Consider the following 22,444-nt stretch of genomic DNA (forward strand, 5'->3'; position numbering starts at 1 on the left):
CGAGACCCATGCGAGGAACCACCAGCGTCAACGAGATCCGCACCGCGATCCGCGAGCTGTCGGTCCGCGCCGAACTCGCGCGCAAAGAAGGCCGGCAGGATGACGCGGCCGAAATCGAGCGGCGCAGCGACAGCTACCGGGAAGAACTCAGCCACCGCCCCTAACGGGTGAGTCCCGTCCAGCCGCCTAGACGCCCAGCCGACGGAACGTGCTGCGATGAAACACGATGGGCGCTACCTCGGCGTCCACCGCCACCTCGTTGACGCGCAGCACCACGATCGTGTGATCGCCTGCCGGAATCATTTGCTCGATGGCGCTTTCCAGCCACAACCCGGTGCCCTTGATGAAAACCGCGCCGCTGGTGTAGGACACCGTCTCCAGGCCGGCGAATCGGTCCCCGGTCTTGGCGGCCAGCGTGCGCGCGGCCGCGTCATGGGACTCGCCGAGCACGCTGATGCCCAGCATCGGCACGGCCTTGAGCTTGGGCCACGTCGTCGAGGTGTTCTGCACGCAGAACGACACCAGCGGCGGTTCGAGCGAAACGGGAACAAAGGTGCTGGCCGCCAGGCCTTCTCGGATCCCGTCCACCTCGGCGGCGATGGCCACGACTCCCGACGGAAAGTGGCCGAAGGCCTCACGGAGGGAGGACGGTGTCAGCTTGTTCGATGAGTTCACCGGACCTCGTTCGCCCCTTCGAATCGGAGACGGATTTCGCCAGGCCCGACCCTACCCGGCGAACGCCGAGCCGTCCCCATCACCCGGCGCGTATCCGTGCGCGGCCGCCACATCCGGATGCGCCCGCAGCCTGCTCTTCCAGGCGTTGCGGCCGTAGACCGAGAAGATGGGGTCGGCCGGGTCGTGCCGTGCGGCGGCGAGTGCCGCAAATTCCTCGGGCAGCGACAGCACCGGCAGCTGCGCGTCCAGCCGCGGGTTGAAGAAGTACGGCACCGAGATCCGCTCCGTCGCCGGCCCGTCCAGGTTCACCCGGTGCTCGGTGGCCCTCAGGTACCCGCCCGTCGCCACCTCGAGCAGCTCGCCGATGTTGACGATGAACGCCCCCGCCACGGGCGGCACGTCGATCCAGCCGCTGGAGCCGCCCCTCGCGCGTCGCACCTGCAGCCCGCGGCTGCCCGGCTCGGCCAGCAACAGCGTCAGCGCGCCGGCGTCGCGGTGCGCGCCCACGCCCTGCGAGCTGGCCGCGCGGGCGGGATAGCGGATGACCTTGATCAGCGTGGCGGGTGCGTCGGCGAAGGCGGCGTCGAAGACGTCGGGCGCGCTGCCCAGCGAGGCCGCCCAATGTCCGAGCAGGCTCCGGGACACCGCGGACAGCGCGGCGTCCCACTCGGCGATGATCCCGGGCAGCTCGGGCAGCGCCGTCGGCCACTGGTTAGGGCCCTGCAGCCACAGGTAGTCCGGCTTGCCGGGTCCGCCGATCGGGGGACGTTCGGGCCCCAGGTCGATCTGCTCGCGCCAGTCCACCCGGCCCTGGGTCAGCTCGCCGCCCAGCCGCGTGTAGCCGCGGAAATGCGGGCTGCGCACCATCGCGATGGCGTCCTTATCGGCGGCCGGCAGCTCGAACAGCCGCCGGGCCGCGTCGAGCATCCTTCCCACCAGCGTGTCGGGCACGCCGTGGCCGATCAGGTAGCAGAATCCGACCTCGTGGGCGGCCTCCCGGAGGCGCTCCCGCAACGGCCCCGGGTCGACCCGCAGGTCCAGCACGGGCAACGCAGTGACGCGACTCACGTCGGTCACCGTCGATCGTTTCCGCAGGTCAACGGGCCGATGACCGACTGCCCAACCGGTTGGTTAGTTAGACGCTGCAATGTAGCTCACACTCGCTTGCGTTGACGCAAATAACGGATATATTTTAGGGCAGTTACTGGTGGGTAACTTAGACCTAGTACCCAACCACAAGTGGCATTCTCAACGAGGAGGAACGTAGTGAGCCACTACAAGAGCAACGTCCGTGACCAGGTGTTCAACCTGTTCGAAGTCTTCGGCGTTGACCAGGCTTTAGGCCAAGGCGAGTACAGCGACCTTGACGTCGACACCGCCCAGGAAATGCTGTCCGAGATCAGCCGGCTGGCCGAGGGGCCGGTCGCCGAGTCGTTCGTCGAGGGCGACCGCAACCCGCCCGTCTTCGACCCCCAAACCCACTCGGTGACGCTCCCGGAATCCTTCAAGGACTCCGTGCGCGCGGTCACCGAGGCCGGTTGGGACAAGGCCGGGATCGACGAGGCCCTCGGCGGCATGCCGATGCCCAAGGCGCTGCTGTGGGCTCTGCACGAGCACATCCTCGGCGCCAACCCCGCCGTGTGGATGTACGGCGGCGGTGCCGGATTCGCCAACATCCTCTACCACCTCGGCACCGAGGAGCAGAAGAAGTGGGCCATGCTGGCCGCCGAGCGCGGCTGGGGTTCGACGATGGTGCTGACCGAGCCGGACGCCGGTTCGGACGTCGGCGCCGGGCGCACCAAGGCGGTCCAGCAGGACGACGGCTCCTGGCACATCGACGGCGTGAAGCGCTTCATCACCTCGGGTGACTCGGGCGACCTGTTCGAGAACATCTTCCACCTGGTGCTGGCCCGCCCCGAGGGCGCGGGCCCGGGCACCAAGGGGTTGTCGCTGTTCTTCGTGCCCAAGTTCCTGTTCGACTTCGAGACCGGCGAGCTGGGCGAGCGCAACGGCGTGTTCGTCACCAACGTCGAGCACAAGATGGGCCTGAAGGTCTCGGCGACCTGTGAGCTCTCGCTCGGCCAGCACGGCGTGCCCGCTAAGGGCTGGCTGGTCGGCGAGGTGCACAACGGCATCGCGCAGATGTTCGACGTCATCGAGCAGGCCCGCATGATGGTCGGCACCAAGGCGATCGCGACCCTGTCCACCGGCTACCTGAACGCGCTGGAGTACGCCAAGTCCCGGGTGCAGGGCGCCGACATGACACAGATGACCGACAAGACCGCGCCGCGGGTGACCATCACGCACCACCCCGACGTGCGCCGGTCGCTGATGACCCAGAAGGCCTACGCCGAGGGTCTGCGCGCGTTGTACCTGTTCACCGCGACCTACCAGGACGCGGCGGTCGCCGAGGCGCTGCACGGCGTGGACGCCGAGCTGGCCGTCAAGGTCAACGACCTGATGCTGCCGGTGGTCAAGGGTGTGGGCTCCGAGCAGGCCTACGCCAAGCTGACCGAGAGCCTGCAAACCTTCGGTGGGTCCGGCTTCCTGCAGGACTACCCGATCGAGCAGTACATCCGGGACGCCAAGATCGACTCGCTCTACGAGGGCACCACGGCCATCCAGGCGCAGGACTTCTTCTTCCGCAAGATCGTCCGCGACAAGGGTGTGGCGCTGGCCCACGTGTCGGGTGAGATCCAGAAGTTCGTCGACAGCGAGGTCGGCAACGGCCGGCTGAAGACCGAGCGTGAGCAGCTGGGCAAGGCGCTGGCCGACGTCCAGGCCATGGCGGCAACCCTGACCGGCTACCTGATCGCCGCTCAGGAGGATGTCACCAGCCTGTACAAGGTCGGCCTGGGTTCCGTGCGCTTCCTGATGAGCGTCGGCGACCTGGTCATCGGCTGGTTGCTGCAGCGTCAGGCGGCGGTGGCCGTCGCGGCGCTGGACGCCGGCGCCAGCGGTTCCGAGCGGTCCTTCTACGAGGGCAAGGTCGCGGTGGCGTCGTTCTTTGCGAAGAACTTCCTCCCGCTGCTGGCCGGCACCCGCGAGGTCATCGAAACGCTGGACAACGACATCATGGAGCTCGACGAGGCCGCGTTCTAAGTCGCCTCCGACAACGACAAAGGTCCCCCGCTTCCTCGTTGAAGCGGGGGACCTTCTCATTGCGCGCCGGTTTCCCGAGCGAGCGAAAAAGACCGCCGCTGGATCCCCTCACTCCAGCGGCGGCCCTTTTCGGACGCCCCGCGCGTTGTTCCGCGACCGGGCGGCTGACTAAAGGGATTGCCCCGTATTGCCGTCGGGGTCGGGGGGTCAGACCACAACACGGGGCTATCCGGACGAGGGAATACCCCGCGTTCCGGTTTCATAACCGACTGTGACGGATTTCATTCGGGCCGGGCGCCGGACGCCCGGATGTCAGGCCTGCAGGATCGCGGCGACACCCTGGCCACCGGCAGCGCAGATCGAAATCAGCGCCCGGACGGTCCCGCCGCCCTTCTGCCCGGCCTTCTTCTCGGCCAGCTGCTTGGCGGCCTGCGCGAGGATCCGCCCGCCGGTGGCAGCGAAGGGGTGCCCGGCCGCCAGCGACGAGCCGTTCACGTTGAGCTTGGAGCGGTCGATCGAGCCGAGCGCGGCATCGAGCCCCAGTCGCTCCTTGCAGTACTCCTCGGATTCCCACGCCTGCAGGTGCGCCAGCACCACCGATGCGAACGCCTCGTGGATCTCGTAGAAGTCGAAGTCCTGCAGGCTCAGCCCGTTGCGGGCCAGCAGCCGGGGCACCGCGTAGGTGGGCGCCATCAGCAGCCCGTCGCGCCCGTTGACGTAGTCGACCGCGGCGGTCTCCGCATCCACCAGGAAGGCCAGCGGCTCCAGCGAGTGGGCGGCCGCCCAGTCCTCGCTGGCCAGCAACGCGACCGAGGCGCCGTCGGTCAACGGGGTCGAGTTGCCGGCCGTCATCGTCGCGTCACCGTTCTTCACCCCGAAGACCGGGCGCAGCGTCGCCAGCTTCTCGGTGCTGGCGTTGGGCCGCAAGTTGTCGTCCCGGTAGAGCCCCAGGAACGGCGTGACCAGGTCGTCGAAGAAGCCACGGTCGTAGGCCGCGGACATGTTGCGATGGCTGGCCACGGCCAGCTCGTCCTGGTCGACCCGCTTGATGCCCATCTGTTTGGCGGTGATGGCGGCGTGCTCGCCCATCGACAGCCCGGTGCGTGGCTCGCTGTTGGCCGGGATCTCGAGTCCGAGGGTGGCCGGTAGCGTGCCCACCAGCCGGAGCCGTTCCAGGTTGGACTTGGACCGGCGCAGCTTGAGCAGCTGGCGACGAAGGTTGTCGCCCAACCCGATCGGGGGGTCGGAGGTCGTGTCCACCCCGCCGGCGGCGGCGACCTCGTAGCGGCCGGACGCCACCCCGTCGGCCGCGGCGATCGCCGCCTGCAGCCCGGTCCCGCACGCCTGCTGGATGTCGAACGCCGGCGTGTATGACGACAGCTCGGAGCCGAGCACGCATTCGCGGGTCAGGTTGAAGTCGCGGCTGTGCTTGAGCACCGCGCCGCCGACGACCGCGCCCAGCCGCTCGCCGGCCAGCCCGAACCTGTCCACCAGCCCATCCAGGGCCGCGGTGAACATGTCCTGGTTGGACGCCTCGGCGTAGGCGCCGTCGGACCTCGCGAACGGAATGCGATTGCCGCCCAGCACCGCGACGGGTCGCCTGCTCTTACTCTCAGGGGCCACTTTTCTCTCCGTGTATCTCCGGGTACACCAGTCTTGAACCGGCCGTCACAGGCCATACTACCCACTGTTCTTACTCTGAAGTAAGTTCGTCCTCGATACGGTTGGCCGATAACGGGCACCCCACAGCCCGAACGAACCCGAACGAAAATGGAAGGCAGCTCAGTGGCTCCCAAGCGCTCGTCCGATCTGTTCTCGCAGGTCGTCAACTCCGGGCCCGGATCGTTTCTGGCAAAGCAACTTGGCGTCCCGCAACCCGAGAACCTGCGCCGCTACTCCCCCGGCGATCCGCCGCTGGCCGGGTCCCTGCTGATCGGCGGTGAGGGCAGGGTGGTCGAGCCGCTGCGCGCGGCGCTGGCCAAGGACTACGACGTGGTGGGCGCCAACCTGGGCGGCCGCTGGGCCGATCAGTTCGCCGGCCTGGTCTTCGACGCCACCGGGATCACCACCCCGACCGGGCTGAGGGCGCTGTACGAGTTCTTCACCCCGGTGCTGCGCAACCTGGGCCACAGCGCGCGCGTCGTCGTGGCCGGCACCACGCCGGACGCCACCGCCAGCACCGACGAGCGGATCGCCCAGCGCGCGCTGGAGGGTTTCACCCGCTCGCTGGGCAAGGAACTGCGCAACGGTGCCACCGTGCAGCTGGTGTACCTGTCGCCGGCCGCCAAACCCGCGGCCACGGGCCTGGAATCGACGATGCGCTTCATCCTGTCCGGCAAGTCGGCGTACGTCGACGGCCAGGTCTTCTATGTCGGGGAGGCCGATTCCACGCCGCCGGCCGACTGGGACCGGCCGCTGGACGGCAAGGTCGCGATCGTCACCGGCGCCGCCCGCGGCATCGGCGCCTGCATCGCCGAGGTGTTCGCCCGCGACGGGGCACGCGTCGTCGCGATCGACGTCGAGTCGGCCGCCGAGACCCTGGCCGAAACCGCCAGCCGGGTCGGGGGCACCGCCCTGTGGCTCGACGTCACCGCCGACGACGCCGTCGACAAGATCGCCGAGCACCTGCGGGACCACTACGCCGGGCACGCCGACGTCTTGGTCAACAACGCCGGCATCACCCGCGACAAGCTGTTGGCCAACATGGACGACGCCCGCTGGGACGCTGTGCTGGCCGTCAATCTCCTTGCCCCGCTACGGCTTACCGAAGGACTCGTCGGCAACGGCTGCATCGGTGAAGGCGGCCGGGTGATCGGCCTGTCGTCGATGGCCGGCATCGCGGGCAACCGCGGACAGACCAACTACGCCACCACCAAGGCCGGCATGATCGGCCTCACCCAAGCGCTGGCGCCGGGGCTGTACGAGAAGGGCATCACGATCAACGCCGTCGCCCCGGGATTCATCGAAACCCAGATGACCGCCGCCATCCCGCTGGCCACGCGCGAGGTGGGCCGCCGGATGAACTCGCTGCTGCAGGGTGGGCAACCCGTCGACGTCGCCGAGGCGATCGCGTACTTCGCCAGCCCGGCCTCGAACGCGGTGACCGGCAACGTCATTCGGGTCTGCGGCCAGGCGATGCTGGGCGCATAGGGCTTTCGAGGAGAACCTGATGAACCAGCCAAGCGGCCTGAAGAACATGCTGCGCGCGGCGGCCGGGGCGCTGCCGTTGGTGCCTCGCTCGGACCAGCTGCCCACCCGCACGGTGACCGTCGACGAGCTACCCATCGACCACACCCATGTGGCGGAGTACGCGGGGGTCACCGGCCTGCGCTACGGCAACCACGTGCCGCTGACCTACCCGTTCGCGCTGACCTTTCCCGCGATGATGTCGCTGGTGACCGGCTTCGACTTCCCTTTCGCGGCAATGGGATCCGTGCACACCGAGAACCACATCACGCAGTACCGCCCGATCGCGGTGACCGATACGGTCGGCGTGCGCGTGCACGCGGAGAACCTGCGCGAACACCGCAAGGGCCTGTTGGTGGACCTGGTGACAGACGTCAGCGTCGGCAACGAGGATGCGTGGCACCAAGTGACCACCTTCCTGCACCAGCAACGCACCAGCCTGTCGGACGAGCCCAAGCCGCCCCCGCAGAAGCAGCCCAAGCTCCCGCCGCCCAGCACCGTGCTGCGGGTCAGCCCCGGCCAGATCCGCCGCTACGCCGTCGTCGGCGGCGACCACAACCCGATCCACACCAACCCGATCGCCGCCAAGCTGTTCGGCTTCCCGACGGTCATCGCGCATGGGATGTTCAGTGCCGCAGCGGTATTGGCCAACATAGAGGCCCGACTGCCCGACCAGGTGCAGTACTCGGTGCGGTTCGGCAAGCCGCTGGTGCTGCCCGGCACCGCCGGGCTGTACATCGACCAGGGCGATGACGGCGGCTGGGACCTGTCGCTGCGCAACGTCGCCAAGGGGTACCCCTACCTGACCGGCAGCGTCCGGGCCTGCTAGCCCTTGCGCGCCGGCGCGGCGGGCCGGCGACCGAGCGCGAGCACCTTCAATCCATATGCGGCGCAGGCGGTCAGCAGGAACAGCAGGAACAGCCAGAGCGGCGGGGGGGCGAGTTCCCAGACGAAGATCGCGGCCCAGATCGGTGAGTCCTGGGTGACCGCGAGCACCCCGGCGGCCCCTGCCAGCGAGACCGCCGGCGTGTGCAGGTTGGTGCCCGCCATCCAGTTGATCGCCAGCACCAGCGCCGAGCCCGCCGCCGCCCCGGTGGCCAATGACGGCGTCAGCATGCCGCCGGCCCCGCCGGCGCGCAGGAACAGGGCCGTCAGCAGCGGCTTCAACACCAGGATGATGGCGGCCGCCGACAGCGTCATGCCGCTGGCGAGGCTGACGGTCAGGATGCTGCGGCCGTTGCCGGGCAACTCCGGCCACCAATGCGAGCACACCCCCATCACCAGACCCGCCGCGGCCAGCGCCGGGATCAGCAGCCACGTCCGCATCACCCGGGCCGGGCGCGCCGCGGCCATGAGGCGGTTGAACGCCAGACCCACCGCGAGGGTCAGCGGCGCCAGCATCAGACCGTGGGCGGTCAGCACGTACGACGATTCCGCGCTGGGCCAGTTCAGGGTGGGCTGATCGTGGGTGGCGGCCGAGCAGATCGCGACGGCCAGGCTCGACGTCAGGCACGCCGCGCCCAGCGCCCGCGGATGCCAGGTGTTGAGCAGGATCCGCACGGCGAACAGCGCGCCGGCCAGCGGAACGGCGTAGACCGCGCCGAGCCCGGCCCCGGCGGCGCACGCCAGCAAGACCTGGCGGTCATGTGCGGACAGCCGCTTCAACCACGCGGTGCCGAAATCTCCTAGGGCCGAGGCGAATTGGCGCGGGGCGCCCTCCCGGCCCAGCGACGCCCCGGACCCGACCAGCAGCACCTGCAACACGGCGTCGACGCTCCACGCCAGCCGCGGGATCGGCTCCCGGCGGGCGATGGTCTGCGCGAGCGGCGGCACCTCGGCGCGGCGGCGCAGGATCCACCAGCCGAATCCCGCCAGCGCGCCACCGACCATCGGTCCCACGACGCGGCGGCCGGGGCTGCTGCCCGCGATCCCGGCGAGCAACGTGCCGAAACTGTAGTGGTACGTGGCGTGCTCGACGAAGCGCAGCACCGCCGTCGTCGCCAGCCCGGCGACGCCGGCCAGCAGGCCGACGATCACCACCGCGCAAAAAAATTCGAGGTTGCGGCGGGACGCCCGGGAGGCCACCCCACGAATGTAGGGGTCCAGTTCGATGGTGGCGACCCGCAGCGCCCGGCTACGCCGCGCTCGCGATCGCCACTAGCCGGCCGCGGCGGCTTCCCGGTCCTCCGGTGTGCCCCTCAGGCCGTGCCAGAACAGGTCGATCATCAGCTCGGCCGCCTCGTCGACGCCGATGTCCCCGGTGGACAGCCGGTTGGCCATCGCCTCGCCCGCGCCCACCAGCGCCACCGCCATCATCTGGTACTCGGTGTCCGACCGCGGGGTGCGGCTGCCGGCCCGCATCAACTCGGCGACCAGTTCGATGATCTGCTCGCGCCCCTCGCGGACGGTGTGCGCGAACGCCTGCGAGCTGATGGCCTGGGTGTACATCACGATCCAGGACGCGCGGTTGGAGTCGATGTAGCGCATGAACGACCCGATAGCGTTGCCCAGCAAGTCCTTTGGGCTTTGAGCGAAGTTGATGTCGGCGCGCACCGCATCGACGAACCGCCCCAGCTCGCGATCCAGGCAGGCGCCGAACAGGTCCTCCTTGGAGCCGTAGTACAGATACAGCATCGGCTTGGAGATCTCCGCCTCGGCGGCGATGGCGTCCATCGAGGTCTCGTGGTAGCCGTTGACGGAGAACATCTGGACGGCGGCGTCGAGCATCTGCTGTTCGCGGACAGCACGGGGTAACCGCTTGGTACCACCCGCCATCGCTGCACCTCTCTGGCCTGCCTATCTGGCTACAGGGTAACGAGGATGCGTCGCGTTAGTGGCTACATGTTCGGTTGGCGCCCTTCATCGCCGCCACCCGCACCAGCGAGTCGTTGACAGCCGGCATCGGCAGCTCGCCCGAATCGACCGCCTTTTGCAGGCGGTCGAGGACCGCGGGCACCTCGTCGGTGGTGACCCACAGCGCGATGTCGGTGCCGGCCCGCAGGGTGCGCAGCACCGCCTCGGGTACGCCGTAGCGATCGGAAATCGCGGCCATGCTGGACACATCGTCGCTGAACACCGGCCCGTTGAAGGGCGGCGCCTGGTAGCCGGTGCCGGTGCGCAGCAGGTCGACGGCGGCACGGCTCAGGCTGGCCGGGTCGTCGCCGGTCAGCCCGGGCACCTGCAGGTGACCCACCATCACGGCGACCGGCGTCGCCGTCACCAGCGTGCGGTACGGCACCAGGTCGACGTTTTGCAGGTCGCTCAGCGGAGGGGTGACTACGCCGCCGGTGTGCGAGTCGCCGGAACCGTGCCCGTGGCCGGGGAAATGCTTGAGGACCGGCAGCACACCCGCGTCTCGCAGGCCCTGTGCGAAGGCCCCGGCGTAGGCGGTGACGGTAGCCGGGTCTGCACTGAACGACCGGTCCCCGATCACGGCGTCGTCGGGCTCGTCGCTGACGTCGACATCCGGCGCAAAGTCGACGGTGATGCCCAGGTCGCGCATCTTCTTGCCGCGATCCGCCGCCAGGTCGTGGACCTGTTGGACCGTTTGCTGCCGCGCCAGCTGCCGCGCCGACGGGGCCGTCCCGATCAGCGACTTCAACCGCGACACCCGGCCGCCCTCCTCGTCGACGCTGACCGCCAGCGGCAGTGGACCCGCGTTGCGCGTGATGTCGGCCAGCGGGCCCTTGAAGATCGACAGGTCCGTCCAGCCGCCGATGAAGATGCCGCCGACGTGATAGCCGTTGACCACGGACCGCGCGTCGTCGGCGTCCTTCACACCGACCATCAGCAGCTGCGCCAGCTTGTCGCGGGTCGACAAGGCCGCCGGGACGGCCGTCGGGTCGGCGCACACCGGTGGCGCGGGGGCCGCGGCCGGCCTGCTGGTCGCGGCGCCCGGCGGCCGCGCGCCGTGGTGACCGCAGCCCGCGACCAGCGCTGCTGCGGCGACGAGCACGGCCAGGATCCGGGGGAATGCCATCGGGCCATGTTGTCACGCTTGGCGTTTCGTCCCCGTCTCCAGGGGGCATCAGCGGTAGGTTGGCCAGAAGCCCATTTGACTGGCAGGGAGGAGCCAGCGATGGCAGGGTTTTCGTTGGCGGCTGCGGCCAGCATCGCGGTGGGACTGTCGCTCGGTGCCGCCGCGACCGTCGGCGTGACGCTCGCGATCGACGACCACCGACAGGTGCCGTCACAGACCGCACCGGCCGTGCGGATCCCCGCCGGGCCTTACCTGGTCGACTACGGCTCCCGCTGCTGGCATGGTCATTGCGTGCCGTGGCCGTGATTTGCCGGCCCGGCCGCCGGAAGCCGTTCTGCTAGGTTTGGCCCTAGGTCGGAAGTCACCCCGAAGGAGCCATCTTGAACCGGATCATTGCGCCCGCCGCCGCGAGCGTGGTGGTTGGTCTGTTGCTGGGCGCGGCCGCGATCTTCGGGATCACGTTGATGGTGCAGCAGGACACGAAGCCGCCACTCCCCGGGGGCGATCCGCAGTCGTCAGTGCTCAACCGGGTCGAGTACGGCAGCCGTAGCTAGCGGCGACCGCCAGCGCGGCGAAGCCGGGCGCAGCGGGTCGCCGCCATCAGACACCGGCGACCGCCAGCGCGGCGAAGCCGGGCGCAGCGGGTCGCCGCCATCAGACACCGGCGACCGCCAGCGCGGCGAAGCCGGGCGCAGCGGGTCGCCGCCATCAGACACCGGTGACCGCCAGCGCGGCGAAGCCGGGCGCAGCGGGTCGCCGCCATCAGACACCGGTGACCGCCAGCGCGGCGAAGCCGGGCGCAGCGGGTCGCCGCCATCAGACACCGGCGACCGCCAGCGCGGCGAAGCCGGGCGCAGCGGGTCGCCGCCGCCGGATAGCCGGCCGGCGGGGGCGACGCGGGCCGGGGCCGCGACAGAAGCCCCGGCCACGCCGCTGTCCCGCCGGTGGTTGCTGGTGGTCGGCGCCGTCTCGCTGGCATTGACGCTCGCGCAGTCGCCCGGGCAGATCTCCCCCGACACCAAGCTCGACCTCACCGCCAACCCGCTGCGCTTCCTGGCCCGCGCGACCAACCTCTGGAACAGCGAACTGCCCTTCGGCCAGTCGCAGAATCAGGCCTACGGCTACCTGTTTCCGCACGGCACGTTCTTTCTGGCCGGCCATCTGCTGGGGGTGCCGGGGTGGATGACCCAGCGGCTGTGGTGGGCGTTGCTGCTCACCGTCGGGTTCTGGGGGCTGCTGCGGGTGGCCGAAACGCTCGGGATCGGCAGCCCGGCGTCGCGGGTGTTGGGCGCGGCGGCGTTCGCGCTGGCGCCGCGGGTGCTGACCACGCTCGGGTCGATCTCGTCGGAGACCCTGCCGATGATGCTGGCGCCGTGGGTGTTGCTGCCGACGATCCTGGCCCTGCGGGCATCGACCGAGAAATCGGTGCGGGCGCTGGCCGCGCAGGCCGGGCTGGCCGTCGCGCTGATGGGCGCGGTCAACGCGATCGCCACGCTCGCCGGGTGCCTGCCCGCGGTGATCTGGTGGGCGTGCCACCGGCCGAACCGGCGGTGGTGGCGCTACACGGCGTGGTGGCTGCTGGCCGTGTGCCTGGCCATGCTCTGGTGGGTCGTGGCGCTGGTATGTCTGCGCCACGTCAGTCCGCCGTTCCTGGACTTCATCGAATCCTCCGGCGTGACGACGCAGTGGTCGTCGCTGACCGAGATCCTGCGCGGCACCGACAGCTGGACCCCGTACGTGGCGCCCCCCGCCACCGCCGGCGCACCGCTGGTCACCGGGTCGGCCGCCGTCCTGGGGACCTGCCTGGTCGCGGCGGCCGGGCTGGCCGGGCTGGCCAGTCCCGGGATGCCCGCGCGGGGCCGACTGGTGACGATGCTGCTGGTCGGCGTGGTGTTGATGGCGGTCGGCTACAGCGGCGGGCTGGGCTCGCCGCTGGCCCACGAGGTCCAGACCTTCCTGGACGCCGCCGGCGCGCCGCTGCGCAACGTGCACAAGCTGGGGTCGGTGGTCCGGATTCCGCTGGTGCTGGGCCTTGCGCAGCTGCTGGGCCGGGTCGCGCTGCCCGGCAGCGCGCCGAGGTCGGTCTGGCTGCCGGCGTTCGCCCACCCGGAGCGCGACAAACGGGTGGCGGTGACGGTCGTGGTCCTCACGGCGCTGGCGGTCAGCACCTCGCTGGCGTGGACCGGGCGGCTCACCCCGCCGGGCGCGTTCCGCGCGATACCGCCCTACTGGCACGAGGCCGCCGACTGGCTGACCGAGCACAACACGGGCTCCCCCACCGCCGGGCGCGTGCTGGTGGTTCCCGGCGCGCCGTTCGCCACCCAGGTCTGGGGCACCAGCCACGACGAGCCGCTGCAGGTGCTCGGCAGCGGCCCGTGGGGGGTGCGTGACTCCATCCCGTTGACGCCGCCCCAGACCATCCGGGCGCTGGATTCGGTGCAACGCCTGTTCGCCGCCGGGCAGCCGTCGGCCGGACTGGCCGATACCCTTGCCCGCCAAGGTATTTCGTACGTCGTGCTGCGCAACGACCTGGACCCGGAGACGTCGCGCTCGGCGCGACCGATCCTGGTACACCGCGCCGTGGAGGGCTCGCCGCGACTGCAGAAGGTGGCGCAGTTCGGCGCGCCGGTGGGCCCGGGCACGCTGGCGGGCTTCGTCGCCGACAGCGGGCTGCGCCCGCCCTACCCCGCGGTGGAGATCTACCGCGTCGACGTTGCCGGCGATCCGGGCGCGCCATACTTCGTCGACGCCGACCGGATGGCCCGGGTCGACGGGGGGCCGGAGGTGCTGCTGCGCCTCGACGAGCGGCGACGGCTGCTGGGCCGGGCTGCGTTGGGTCCGGTGCTGATGACGAGCGACGCGCGCCCCGCCGGGTTGGCGGCACCCCTGGTCACCGTGACCGACACCCCGGCGGACCGCGAGACCGACTACGGCCGCGTCGACCACCACTCGTCGGCGATCCGGGCGCCCGGCGACGCGCGGCACACCTTCAACCGCGTCCCCGACTACCCGGTGCCGGGCGCCGAGCCGGTGTCCGGCGCCTGGAACGGCGGCCGGGTCACGGTGTCGAGCTCGTCGTCGGATTCCACCGCGATGCCCGACGTCGCACCGGCGACCTCCCCGGCCGCCGCGATCGACGGGGACTCCGCAACCGCGTGGGTGTCCAACGCGCTGCAGTCCGCCGTCGGGCAGTGGCTGCAGGTGGACTTCGACCACCCGATCAGCAACGGCGCCATCACCATCACACCCAGCGCGACCGCCGTCGGCGCCCAGGTCCGCCGCATCCTGATCGAGACCGCCAACGGCAGCACCACCCTGCGTTTCGACGAGCCCGGCAAGCCGCTCGCGGCCGCGCTGCCGTACGGCGAAACCCCGTGGGTGCGGTTCACCGCCGCCGGCACCGACGACGGCTCCCCCGGTGTGCAGTTCGGCATCACCGACCTGTCGGTCACCCAATACGACGCGTCCGGATTCGCCCACCCCGTCAACCTGCGCCACACCGTGGGCGTGCCGGGACCGCCGCCGGGCTCGGCGGTCGCGGGCTGGGACCTGGGTTCGGAGCTGCTCGGCAGGCCCGGCTGCGCCCGGGCGCCCGACAGCGTGCGCTGCGCGGCCTCGATGGCGCTCGCGCCGGAGGAGCCCGTGAACTTCAGCCGCACCCTGACCGTGGCGGCTCCGGTGTCGGTGACGCCGATGGTGTGGGTGCGGCCACGGCAGGGACCCAAGCTGACCGACCTGGTTGCCGAGCCCAATACGACTCGCGCACAAGGTGATTCCGACGTAGTCGACATCCTCGGCTCGGCGTACGCGGCCACCGACGGCGACCCGGCCACCGCGTGGACCGCGCCGCAGCGGGTGGTGCAGCACAAGTCGCCGCCGACGCTGACCGTCACCCTGCCGCGGCCCACCGAGGTCGCCGGGCTGCGCGTGGCACCCAGCCGGTGGGCGTTGCCGGCCCACCCGACGCTGCTGGCCGTCAACCTGGGCGACGGCCCGCAGGTCCGGGAGCTGAAGGCGGGCGAGCCGCAGACCCTGTCGCTCGCGCCGCGGGTGACCGACACCGTCAGCATCAGCCTGCTCGGCTGGGAAGACATCATCGACCGCAACGCCCTGGGCTTCGATCAGCTCAAGCCGCCGGGGCTGGCCGAGGTGGCGGTTCTGGGCGCCGACGGCCAGCCGATCGCGCCCGCCGACGCCGCCCGCAACCGCTCGCGCGAGATCACCGTCGGCTGCGACCGGGGCCCGGTGATCGCGGTCGCGGGCCGCTTCGTGCACACCTCGATCCGCACCACTGTGGGCGCGCTGCTGGACGGTGAACCGATCGCGGCGCTGCCCTGCGAACCGGACCCGATCGCGCTGCCGGCGGGCCAGCAGGAGCTGCTGATCAGCCCGGGCGCCCAGTTCGTCGTGGACGGGGCACGGCTGTCGACCCCGGCCGCCGACGACCTGAGAACCGCCGCGCAGGCCCGCGCCCAGACCGGGGCGTGGGGGCCGGCCCGCCGCGAGGTGCGGGCCCCGGCGTCGCCGAGCGCCCGGGTGCTGGTGATCCCCGAAAGCATCAACCCCGGCTGGGTGGCGCGCACCGGCAACGGCGCCCGGTTGACGCCCGTCGCCGTCAACGGATGGCAGCAGGGCTGGGTGGTGCCCGCCGGGGACCCCGGCACCATCACGCTGACCTTCGCGTCCAACTCGCTGTACCGGGCCGGCCTGGCGATCGGGCTGGCGTTGCTGCCGCTGTTGGCCGCGCTCGCGTTGTGGCGCACCCGGCGGGGCCGCGCCGACGGGGAGCCGGCACGGCCCTGGGCGTCGGGGCGCTGGGCGGCGGTCGCCGTGCTGGCGGCCGGCGCGGCGGTCGCCGGCGCGGTAGGGGCGATCGCGGTCGGCGCCGCCCTGGGCCTGCGATACGCGCTGCGCCGCCGGCAGGGCTGGCGCGACGACGTGACCGTCGCGCTCAGCGCCGGCGGGCTGATCGTGGCCGGGGCGGCGCTGTCGCGGCATCCCTGGCGCTCGGTCGACGGTTACGCCGGGCATTCGGCGAGCGTGCAACTGCTGGCACTGATTTCGCTTGCCGTGCTTGCCGCTTCGGTCGTGACCGTGCCGGGCCGCCGGACGCATCCGCGCGACGAATGACGCCTCAGGTGTTGGCTACCGGTTTTTCTGCTGCTTGACTGGATATACGGTTCGGTGTGATCGCCGCCGCCCGAGGAGTGACGACCATGGGATGGTTTTCGGCACCCGAATATTGGCTGGGCAGGCTCGTGTTGGAGCGCGGCGTCGCAGCCGTCTACCTGATCGCGTTCCTCGCGGCCGCGCTCCAGTTCCGGGCGCTCATCGGGGAGCACGGAATGCTGCCGATACCAAGGTTTTTGGCCAGGCAGTCGTTCTGGCGGGCGCCGAGCCTTTTTCAGCTCCGCTATTCCGATCGGCTGTTCGCGGGCGTGTCCTGGCTGGGTGCGGCGCTGGCGGCGGCCATCGTGGCCGGTGCGGCCGACTTGGCACCGCTGTGGGCGGCGATGCTGGGGTGGCTGGCGCTGTGGGTCCTTTACCTTTCGATCGTCAACGTCGGCCAGACCTGGTACGGCTTCGGGTGGGAGTCGTTGCTGCTGGAGGCCGGATTCTTGATGGTCTTCCTCGGCAACGACCGGGTCGCGCCGCCGGTGCTGACGCTGTGGCTGGCGCGGTTGCTGCTGTTTCGGGTCGAGTTCGGCGCCGGGCTGATCAAGCTGCGCGGCGACCCGTGCTGGCGCGACCTGACGTGCCTGTACTACCACCACGAGACCCAGCCGATGCCGGGGCCGTTGAGCTGGTTCTTCCATCGCCTGCCCCGGCCGCTACACCGAGTCGAGGTGGCGGGCAACCACTTCGCGCAGCTGATCGTGCCGTTCGGGTTGTTCGCGCCGCAGCCGATCGCCAGCGTGGCCGCGGCGATCGTCGTGATCACCCAGCTGTGGCTGGTGGCATCCGGCAACTTCGCCTGGCTCAACTGGGTGACGATCTTTTTGGCGTTCAGCGCGATTGACGATTCATCGCTGGCGAGGCTGTTCGGGACGCCCGGGCACCCCAACTGGTCCGCGCCGCCGGTGTGGTTCGCCGGCCCGGTGATCGCGTTCACCGGCGCCGTGCTGCTCTTGACGTACTGGCCGGTGCGCAACATGCTCTCCTCGCGTCAGCGAATGAACATGTCCTTCAACCCCTTTCACCTGGTGAACACGTACGGCGCGTTTGGCAGCATCGGCCGGGTCCGGCGCGAGGTGGTGATCGAGGGCACCGACGAGGAGCGGCTGACCAAGCACACCGTGTGGCGGGAATACGGGTTCAAGGGCAAGCCCGGTGCCGTGGGTCGGCTGCCCCGGCAGTGGGCGCCGTATCACCTGCGCCTGGACTGGCTGATGTGGTTCGCCGCCATCTCGCCGGGCTACGCCCAGCCGTGGCTGGTTCCGCTGCTGCAGCGGCTGCTGCGCAACGACCGGCCGACGCTGCGCCTATTGCGGCACAACCCCTTCCCGGAAACCCCGCCGCGGTATGTGCGCGCGCAGCTGTACGAATACCGGTTCACGACGTGGCGGGAACTGCGGGATGACCACGCCTGGTGGCATCGCGCGTTGATTGGTCAGTACGTCCGGCCCATGGCCCTGCCGACGGCGGCGTCGCAGCACCACCGCTGAGCGATCGGTACCACCACTCGTTGCGCTATTCGTGTGGTGGACTTCATCTTTCGCGCCGTGGCCGCAGGCCTCGCGGTGCTGAAAACTCAGAGCAAAAGCCTTAGCTAGCTGAGCTATTCACCCGCATCGGATACCGGCAGCGCGCCACGCACGGGAGAGCCGCAGCATGGTTCTCGCGGTTTCGTGGTCGGGGGCGGGCGGGAATCGAGTAGCGGCTGCTCGCGCCATCGCGCTGACGGTCGCTATGCTCGCCAGCATCAGCAACTAACACCGCCACCGGCGGAGGAGTTGGGCCAGGAGACATGGCTGAGTACTTGTTGTTCTTCGGCGAAAATGGCTCGGGAGAGCGAACGATTTGGGTGTCCGACGGCACCACGGGCGGCACCAATGCAATCAACGACTCCGTGTTGGTTAACGGCACCGCTGGCAGCGGCGATGCACTCGGCGCGCCGGGGCCACTTCTTTTTTATGGCTACGACAAGATCTACACGCAGGCCGGGCAGCAGCCCAACAATAATGAGCAGTTGCTGGTCTGGGACACCCACGGTGAGAGCGACCCCGGGGACTGGACCTCCGGGGTCATAAATCCGTACGGCGGCACTAGTTTCCTGCCACAAGGGTTCGCGGCCTACGACGGGCTGGTCTATTTCAACGGACAAAGCCAGGCGATCACTAATGAGCTTTATTCGACCGACGGTGGTTCGGTGACGCAGATCACCCGGTCGGCCCTCAACCCGTCCTCACTGGCCGTCGCCTTCGGCCGACTGTTCTTCTCCGGCAATAACGGCTCCGACAACGTGCTCTACGCCTATGACCGGAGCGGCGAGCTCAACCAGGTGCCCGACCCGAACAACCCGAACAATCCGCTGGTGTACAACCCGGCATACCTGACGACCTGGCCCATCGGCACATACGTCGAGCTGATCCGCCCGATCGGCGAACTTGTCCAGCTGTTCATGAGCGGGCAGGATTCACCGGACGCGACAACGACATGGCTCTACCGCTATGACGGCACGAACCTGCACAAGATCGCCCCCGCATCGGCCCCGGCCGCTACTGGGCTGCGGCCGTACGATCTCTGCGGCCTCAATTGGCTGACAGGGCGGAGGCTGGGCGGCATGCCCGGCATAGAAACACTCTCGCACTTCGCTGTGTGCTTCTCTGGACTTCATCACAGCGGCGGGCGCGGTCTGTGGATATCGGGGGGCACCAGCGAGACGACCACGCAGATCGACTTCGGACTCCCAATCCGGCATCGGCGACTTGTACCCGTTCAATCTCACCGCTTTCAACGGCATGCTCTATTTCACGGGCCAAGACAAGAACACAAACCACAATTCCCCCACATATGGATCCGCCGGGTTCGGCCTTCACGTCTACGACCCGCTGAGTGGCGACATTCGCGAGGTCATCAACAGCGGTACGGCCGACCTCACCTTCAACCCCAATTTCGGGGGCCTTAACCAGACCACGATGACGCTGTTCAACAACGATCTCTATTTCAGCGCCGAGAAGGGGACCGGCGCGGAGAGCGTCCCTAGTCTGTTTCGGGCCAACCTCGATTCCCAGGGGAATGCGAGTCCTTCGCCGGTGTACGTCTCACCAGGCTACGCGCTTGACCCGTACTCGCTGACGACGACAGACGATTTGTGAGCCGCCACACGTGATCCAGGAAACTACAACGTCTCGTCCAGCTCACCGAGCCGGTCGGTGAGCCGCAGGTTCTCGGAATAGTCGACCGGGCAGCAGATCAGCGACACCCCGTCGTCGTCGAGGGCGGCCCGCAGGGTCGGCAGCAGCTCGTCGGCGCTGTTGATCCGATATCCCTTGGCGCCGAAGCTTTCCGCGTACTTCACGATGTCGGGGTTGCCGAACTTGACGTAGTAGTGCTCGCCGAGTTCGAGGTCCATCTTCCACTCGATGAGGCCGTAACCGCCGTCCTCCCAGATCAGCACCACCAGCGGAATTCGCTCCCGGACGGCGGTCTCGATTTCCTGGGAGTTCATCAGGAAAGCGCCGTCGCCGGCGACGGCAAGCACCTTGGCCTCGGGGCGTGCCAGCTTCACACCGAGGGCCCCGGGAAGCGCAAAGCTCATGGTGGACAAGCCGTTTGAGATCAGGCAGGTGTTGCGCTCGTAGGTCGGATAAAGCCGCGCCATCCACATCTTGGTGGCGCCGGTGTCGACCAGGACCACGTCGCTGCGGCCCAGCGCCGCGCGGGTGTCGGCGACCACCCGCGCCGGCGCCAGCGGATAGCGCGAATCCTGCTGCCCGCGAGCGAATTCGTCGGCGAGCAGGCCCGAGCCGGGCACATCCGCGGCGTGGGTGAAGCTGTGGCCGGCCAGCGCGTCCGTCAGCGCGTTGAGCGAATCGCTGATGTCGCCGATGATCCCGACGTCGACCGAGTAGTGCGCATCGACCTCGGCCGGGAAGCGATGCACATGGATGATCCTCTTGTCGGCCTGCGGATTGATCCGAACGGGGTCGAACTCCTGCAGCTCGTAGCCGACGGCGATGACGGCGTCGGCGTTGTCGAACCCGAAGTTGACGTAGTCGTGCCGCATGAACCCCAGCGTGCCGATGCTGTTGGGGTGGTCGTCGGGCATCACGCCCTTGCCGTGGAAGGTGTTGGCCACGTGGATGCCGAACTCCTCGGAGAAGCGGACCAGCGCCGTGGTCGCGTCGGCGCGCGCGGCGCCGTGCCCGGCCAGCACCACCGGCCGCTTCGCCCGGCGCAGGATCTCGGCGGCCCGTTCGACCTGCCGGGGCGCCGGCGCGTCGGGGCGAACGACGTTGCGGGGCAACGGGGTCAGGTCGTAGTCGGTTTCGTCGGCGTCGATGTGCTCGGGCACCGCCAGGTAGACCGCGGCCGGGCGTTCGGTCTCGGCGACCTTGAACGCCTTGCGGACCATCTCGGGTATGGCGCGCGGGGTCGGGATGCCCGCGGCCCACCGCGTGATCGGGGCGAACATCGACACCAGGTCGACGTACTGGTGCGACTCCTTGTACTCGCGGTCCTGGCCCACCTGGGCGGAGATCGCCACCATCGGGGTGCTGTTGGTGGTGGCGTCGGCGACGCCGAGTTGCATGTTGATGGCGCCCGGGCCCAGGGTCGCCGACACCACCGCCGCCCGGCCGGTGACGCGGCCGTACATCTCCGCCATGAACGACGCCGCCTGTTCGTGCCGGGTGAGCACGTAGCGGATGCTCGAGGAGGCCAGCGCCTGCACGAACCGGATGTTCTCCTCGCCCGGCACCCCGAAGACGACGGAGACGCCCTCGTTCTCCAGGCACTTCACCATCAGCTGAGCGGCTTTACTCATCCGGCACCTCCCTCGGGGGAACGATAGTGGCAGGCTGGGTGTTGGACCTGTTACCAACCTCGAAGCGAAGGATCTCAGCGTGCCCATCGCCACGATCAACCCGGCTACCGGCGAGACAGTAAAAACCTTCACCCCGGCCACCGACGCGGACGTCGACGCCGCCATCGCGCGCGCATACGCCCGGTTCCAGGACTACCGCCATAACACCACCTTTGCCCAGCGCGCGGGATGGGCAAACGCCACCGCGGACCTCTTGGAGAAAGAGGCCGACGACGTCGCCGCGATGATGACCCTGGAGATGGGCAAGACGCTGGCGTCGGCCAAGGCCGAAGTGCTCAAGTGCGCCAAGGGTTTTCGCTACTATGCCGAGAACGCCGAACAGCTGCTGGCCGACGAGCCGGCCGACGCGGCCAAAGTGGGCGCCGCCAAGGCCTACACCCGCTACCAACCGCTGGGCGTGGTGCTGGCCGTGATGCCGTGGAACTTCCCGCTGTGGCAGGCCGTGCGGTTCGCCGCGCCGGCGCTGATGGCCGGCAACGTCGGCATCCTCAAGCACGCATCGAACGTGCCGCAGACGGCCCTGTACCTGGCCGACGTCATCGCCCGCGGCGGCTTCCCGGACGGCTGTTTCCAGACGCTGCTGGTGCCGTCGAGCGCCGTCGAGACCATCCTGCGCGACCCCCGCGTGGCGGCGGTCACCCTCACCGGCAGCGAGCCGGCCGGCCAGTCCGTCGGCGCCATCGCCGGCGACGAGATCAAGCCCTCGGTGCTCGAGCTCGGCGGCAGCGACCCGTTCATCGTGATGCCCTCGGCCGACCTCGACGAGGCCGTCAAGACCGCGGTCACGGCCAGGGTGCAAAACAACGGCCAGTCCTGCATCGCGGCCAAACGGTTCATCGCCCACGCCGACGTCTACGACGAGTTCGTGGAGAAGTTCGTCGAGCGGGCACAGGCGTTGCGGGTCGGGGATCCGACCGACCCGGACACCGACGTCGGCCCGCTGGCCACCGAGTCGGGCCGCGACGAGGTCGCCAAGCAGGTCGACGACGCGGCCGCCGCCGGCGCGGTGATCCGCTGCGGCGGCAAGCCTTTGGACCGGCCGGGCTGGTTTTACCCGCCGACAGTCGTCACCGACATCACCAAGGACATGGCGCTCTACACCGAGGAGGTGTTCGGGCCGGTGGCTTCGATCTATCGGGCCGCCGACATCGACGAGGCCATCGAGATCGCCAACGCCACGACCTTCGGCCTGGGCTCCAACGCCTGGACCCGCGACGAGGCCGAGCAGCAACGCTTCATCGACGAAATCGAGGCCGGCCAGGTCTTCATCAACGGGATGACGGTGTCCTACCCCGAGCTGCCGTTCGGCGGCGTCAAGCGCTCCGGTTACGGCCGCGAGCTTGCGGGTCTCGGGATTCGCGAGTTCTGCAACGCCAAGACGGTGTGGGTGGGCTCGGCCGAGACCGGTGACGCCGGCGGCGGCACGAAGGTGGAATGACGGGGCTTTTGCGTCT

At 69.6% G+C, this 22,444-nt stretch carries 18 protein-coding genes; 11 read left to right on the forward strand and 7 right to left on the reverse strand.

The genetic code is table 11. The features are described 5' to 3' along the window. Positions 1 to 8 precede the first annotated feature (8 nt). Positions 9 to 164: a hypothetical protein gene (locus tag MTAB308_RS29305; protein WP_173842166.1), complete on the forward strand. Its 156-nt coding sequence runs from the start codon at positions 9 to 11 to the stop codon at positions 162 to 164. Positions 165 to 186: 22 nt separating this feature from the next. On the opposite strand, the gene MTAB308_RS14330 is transcribed toward MTAB308_RS29305, so the two are convergent. After that, positions 187 to 675 carry a flavin reductase family protein gene (locus MTAB308_RS14330; RefSeq protein ID WP_077099992.1) on the reverse strand — a complete coding sequence of 163 codons (489 nt, stop codon included), beginning with the start codon at positions 673 to 675 and terminating at the stop codon, positions 187 to 189. Positions 676 to 726: 51 nt separating this feature from the next. Beyond that, positions 727 to 1,743, reverse strand: a complete 1,017-nt coding sequence (locus tag MTAB308_RS14335; RefSeq protein ID WP_108637320.1) for an isopenicillin N synthase family dioxygenase — start codon at positions 1,741 to 1,743, stop codon at positions 727 to 729. A 198-nt stretch (positions 1,744 to 1,941) separates the two neighbouring features. Between MTAB308_RS14335 and MTAB308_RS14340 the strand changes: the two genes are divergently transcribed. Further along, a complete protein-coding gene (locus MTAB308_RS14340) occupies positions 1,942 to 3,777 on the forward strand; it encodes an acyl-CoA dehydrogenase (protein WP_077099993.1) in 1,836 nt (611 codons plus the stop codon). A gap of 312 nt (positions 3,778 to 4,089) precedes the next feature. On the opposite strand, the gene MTAB308_RS14345 is transcribed toward MTAB308_RS14340, so the two are convergent. After that, a complete protein-coding gene (locus MTAB308_RS14345; protein WP_077099994.1) occupies positions 4,090 to 5,400 on the reverse strand; it encodes an acetyl-CoA C-acetyltransferase in 1,311 nt (436 codons plus the stop codon). Between the two features lie 162 nt (positions 5,401 to 5,562). Between MTAB308_RS14345 and MTAB308_RS14350 the strand changes: the two genes are divergently transcribed. Both MTAB308_RS14350 and MTAB308_RS14355 read left to right on the forward strand, forming a co-directional pair. Further along, positions 5,563 to 6,927, forward strand: a complete 1,365-nt coding sequence (locus MTAB308_RS14350; protein WP_077099995.1) for a 3-oxoacyl-ACP reductase — start codon at positions 5,563 to 5,565, stop codon at positions 6,925 to 6,927. Positions 6,928 to 6,946: 19 nt separating this feature from the next. Further along, positions 6,947 to 7,792: a MaoC/PaaZ C-terminal domain-containing protein gene (locus tag MTAB308_RS14355; RefSeq protein WP_077099996.1), complete on the forward strand. Its 846-nt coding sequence runs from the start codon at positions 6,947 to 6,949 to the stop codon at positions 7,790 to 7,792. Here MTAB308_RS14355 and MTAB308_RS14360 read toward each other — a convergent pair. The 3 genes from MTAB308_RS14360 to MTAB308_RS14370 form a co-directional block, all read right to left on the reverse strand. Then, entirely contained in the window at positions 7,789 to 9,048 is a 1,260-nt protein-coding gene (locus MTAB308_RS14360; RefSeq protein WP_077099997.1) for a chloride channel protein, read from the reverse strand. The genes MTAB308_RS14355 and MTAB308_RS14360 overlap by 4 nt on opposite strands. 72 nt (positions 9,049 to 9,120) lie before the next feature. Continuing rightward, positions 9,121 to 9,738: a TetR/AcrR family transcriptional regulator gene (locus MTAB308_RS14365; RefSeq protein WP_077099998.1), complete on the reverse strand. Its 618-nt coding sequence runs from the start codon at positions 9,736 to 9,738 to the stop codon at positions 9,121 to 9,123. Positions 9,739 to 9,793: 55 nt separating this feature from the next. Then, positions 9,794 to 10,942 (reverse strand): glycoside hydrolase family 3 N-terminal domain-containing protein, encoded by a 1,149-nt coding sequence (locus tag MTAB308_RS14370; protein ID WP_077099999.1) that lies wholly within the window; start codon positions 10,940 to 10,942, stop codon positions 9,794 to 9,796. A 99-nt stretch (positions 10,943 to 11,041) separates the two neighbouring features. Here MTAB308_RS14370 and MTAB308_RS14375 point away from each other — a divergent pair, with 99 nt between their 5' ends. The 6 genes from MTAB308_RS14375 to MTAB308_RS28885 all read left to right on the forward strand — a co-directional run bounded on the left by MTAB308_RS14375 (position 11,042) and on the right by MTAB308_RS28885 (position 19,260). After that, positions 11,042 to 11,248: a DUF2613 family protein gene (locus MTAB308_RS14375; protein WP_077100000.1), complete on the forward strand. Its 207-nt coding sequence runs from the start codon at positions 11,042 to 11,044 to the stop codon at positions 11,246 to 11,248. A gap of 74 nt (positions 11,249 to 11,322) precedes the next feature. Next, positions 11,323 to 11,496, forward strand: a complete 174-nt coding sequence (locus MTAB308_RS14380) for a DUF2613 domain-containing protein (protein ID WP_077100001.1) — start codon at positions 11,323 to 11,325, stop codon at positions 11,494 to 11,496. A gap of 379 nt (positions 11,497 to 11,875) precedes the next feature. Next, positions 11,876 to 16,072, forward strand: a complete 4,197-nt coding sequence (locus MTAB308_RS14390; RefSeq protein WP_077100003.1) for an alpha-(1->3)-arabinofuranosyltransferase — start codon at positions 11,876 to 11,878, stop codon at positions 16,070 to 16,072. Positions 16,073 to 16,158: 86 nt separating this feature from the next. Further along, on the forward strand, positions 16,159 to 17,607 hold the full coding sequence (locus tag MTAB308_RS14395) for a lipase maturation factor family protein (protein ID WP_077100207.1): 1,449 nt from the start codon (positions 16,159 to 16,161) through the stop codon (positions 17,605 to 17,607). 302 nt (positions 17,608 to 17,909) lie between these two features. Next, positions 17,910 to 19,070 (forward strand): hypothetical protein, encoded by a 1,161-nt coding sequence (locus tag MTAB308_RS28880; RefSeq protein WP_157900948.1) that lies wholly within the window; start codon positions 17,910 to 17,912, stop codon positions 19,068 to 19,070. Between the two features lie 10 nt (positions 19,071 to 19,080). Continuing rightward, positions 19,081 to 19,260, forward strand: a complete 180-nt coding sequence (locus tag MTAB308_RS28885) for a hypothetical protein (RefSeq protein WP_157900949.1) — start codon at positions 19,081 to 19,083, stop codon at positions 19,258 to 19,260. Positions 19,261 to 19,283: 23 nt separating this feature from the next. Here MTAB308_RS28885 and MTAB308_RS14405 read toward each other — a convergent pair whose 3' ends face one another. Next, on the reverse strand, positions 19,284 to 20,930 hold the full coding sequence (locus tag MTAB308_RS14405) for an acetolactate synthase large subunit (protein ID WP_077100005.1): 1,647 nt from the start codon (positions 20,928 to 20,930) through the stop codon (positions 19,284 to 19,286). Positions 20,931 to 21,009: 79 nt separating this feature from the next. Between MTAB308_RS14405 and MTAB308_RS14410 the strand changes: the two genes are divergently transcribed. Beyond that, complete coding sequence (locus MTAB308_RS14410) at positions 21,010 to 22,428, forward strand: NADP-dependent succinic semialdehyde dehydrogenase (RefSeq protein ID WP_077100006.1); 1,419 nt, start codon at positions 21,010 to 21,012, stop codon at positions 22,426 to 22,428. Positions 22,429 to 22,444: the final 16 nt, after the last annotated feature.

Origin of the sequence: Mycobacterium terramassiliense (assembly GCF_900157385.1) — a bacterium.
Taxonomy (GTDB): Bacteria; Actinomycetota; Actinomycetes; order Mycobacteriales; family Mycobacteriaceae; genus Mycobacterium; species Mycobacterium terramassiliense.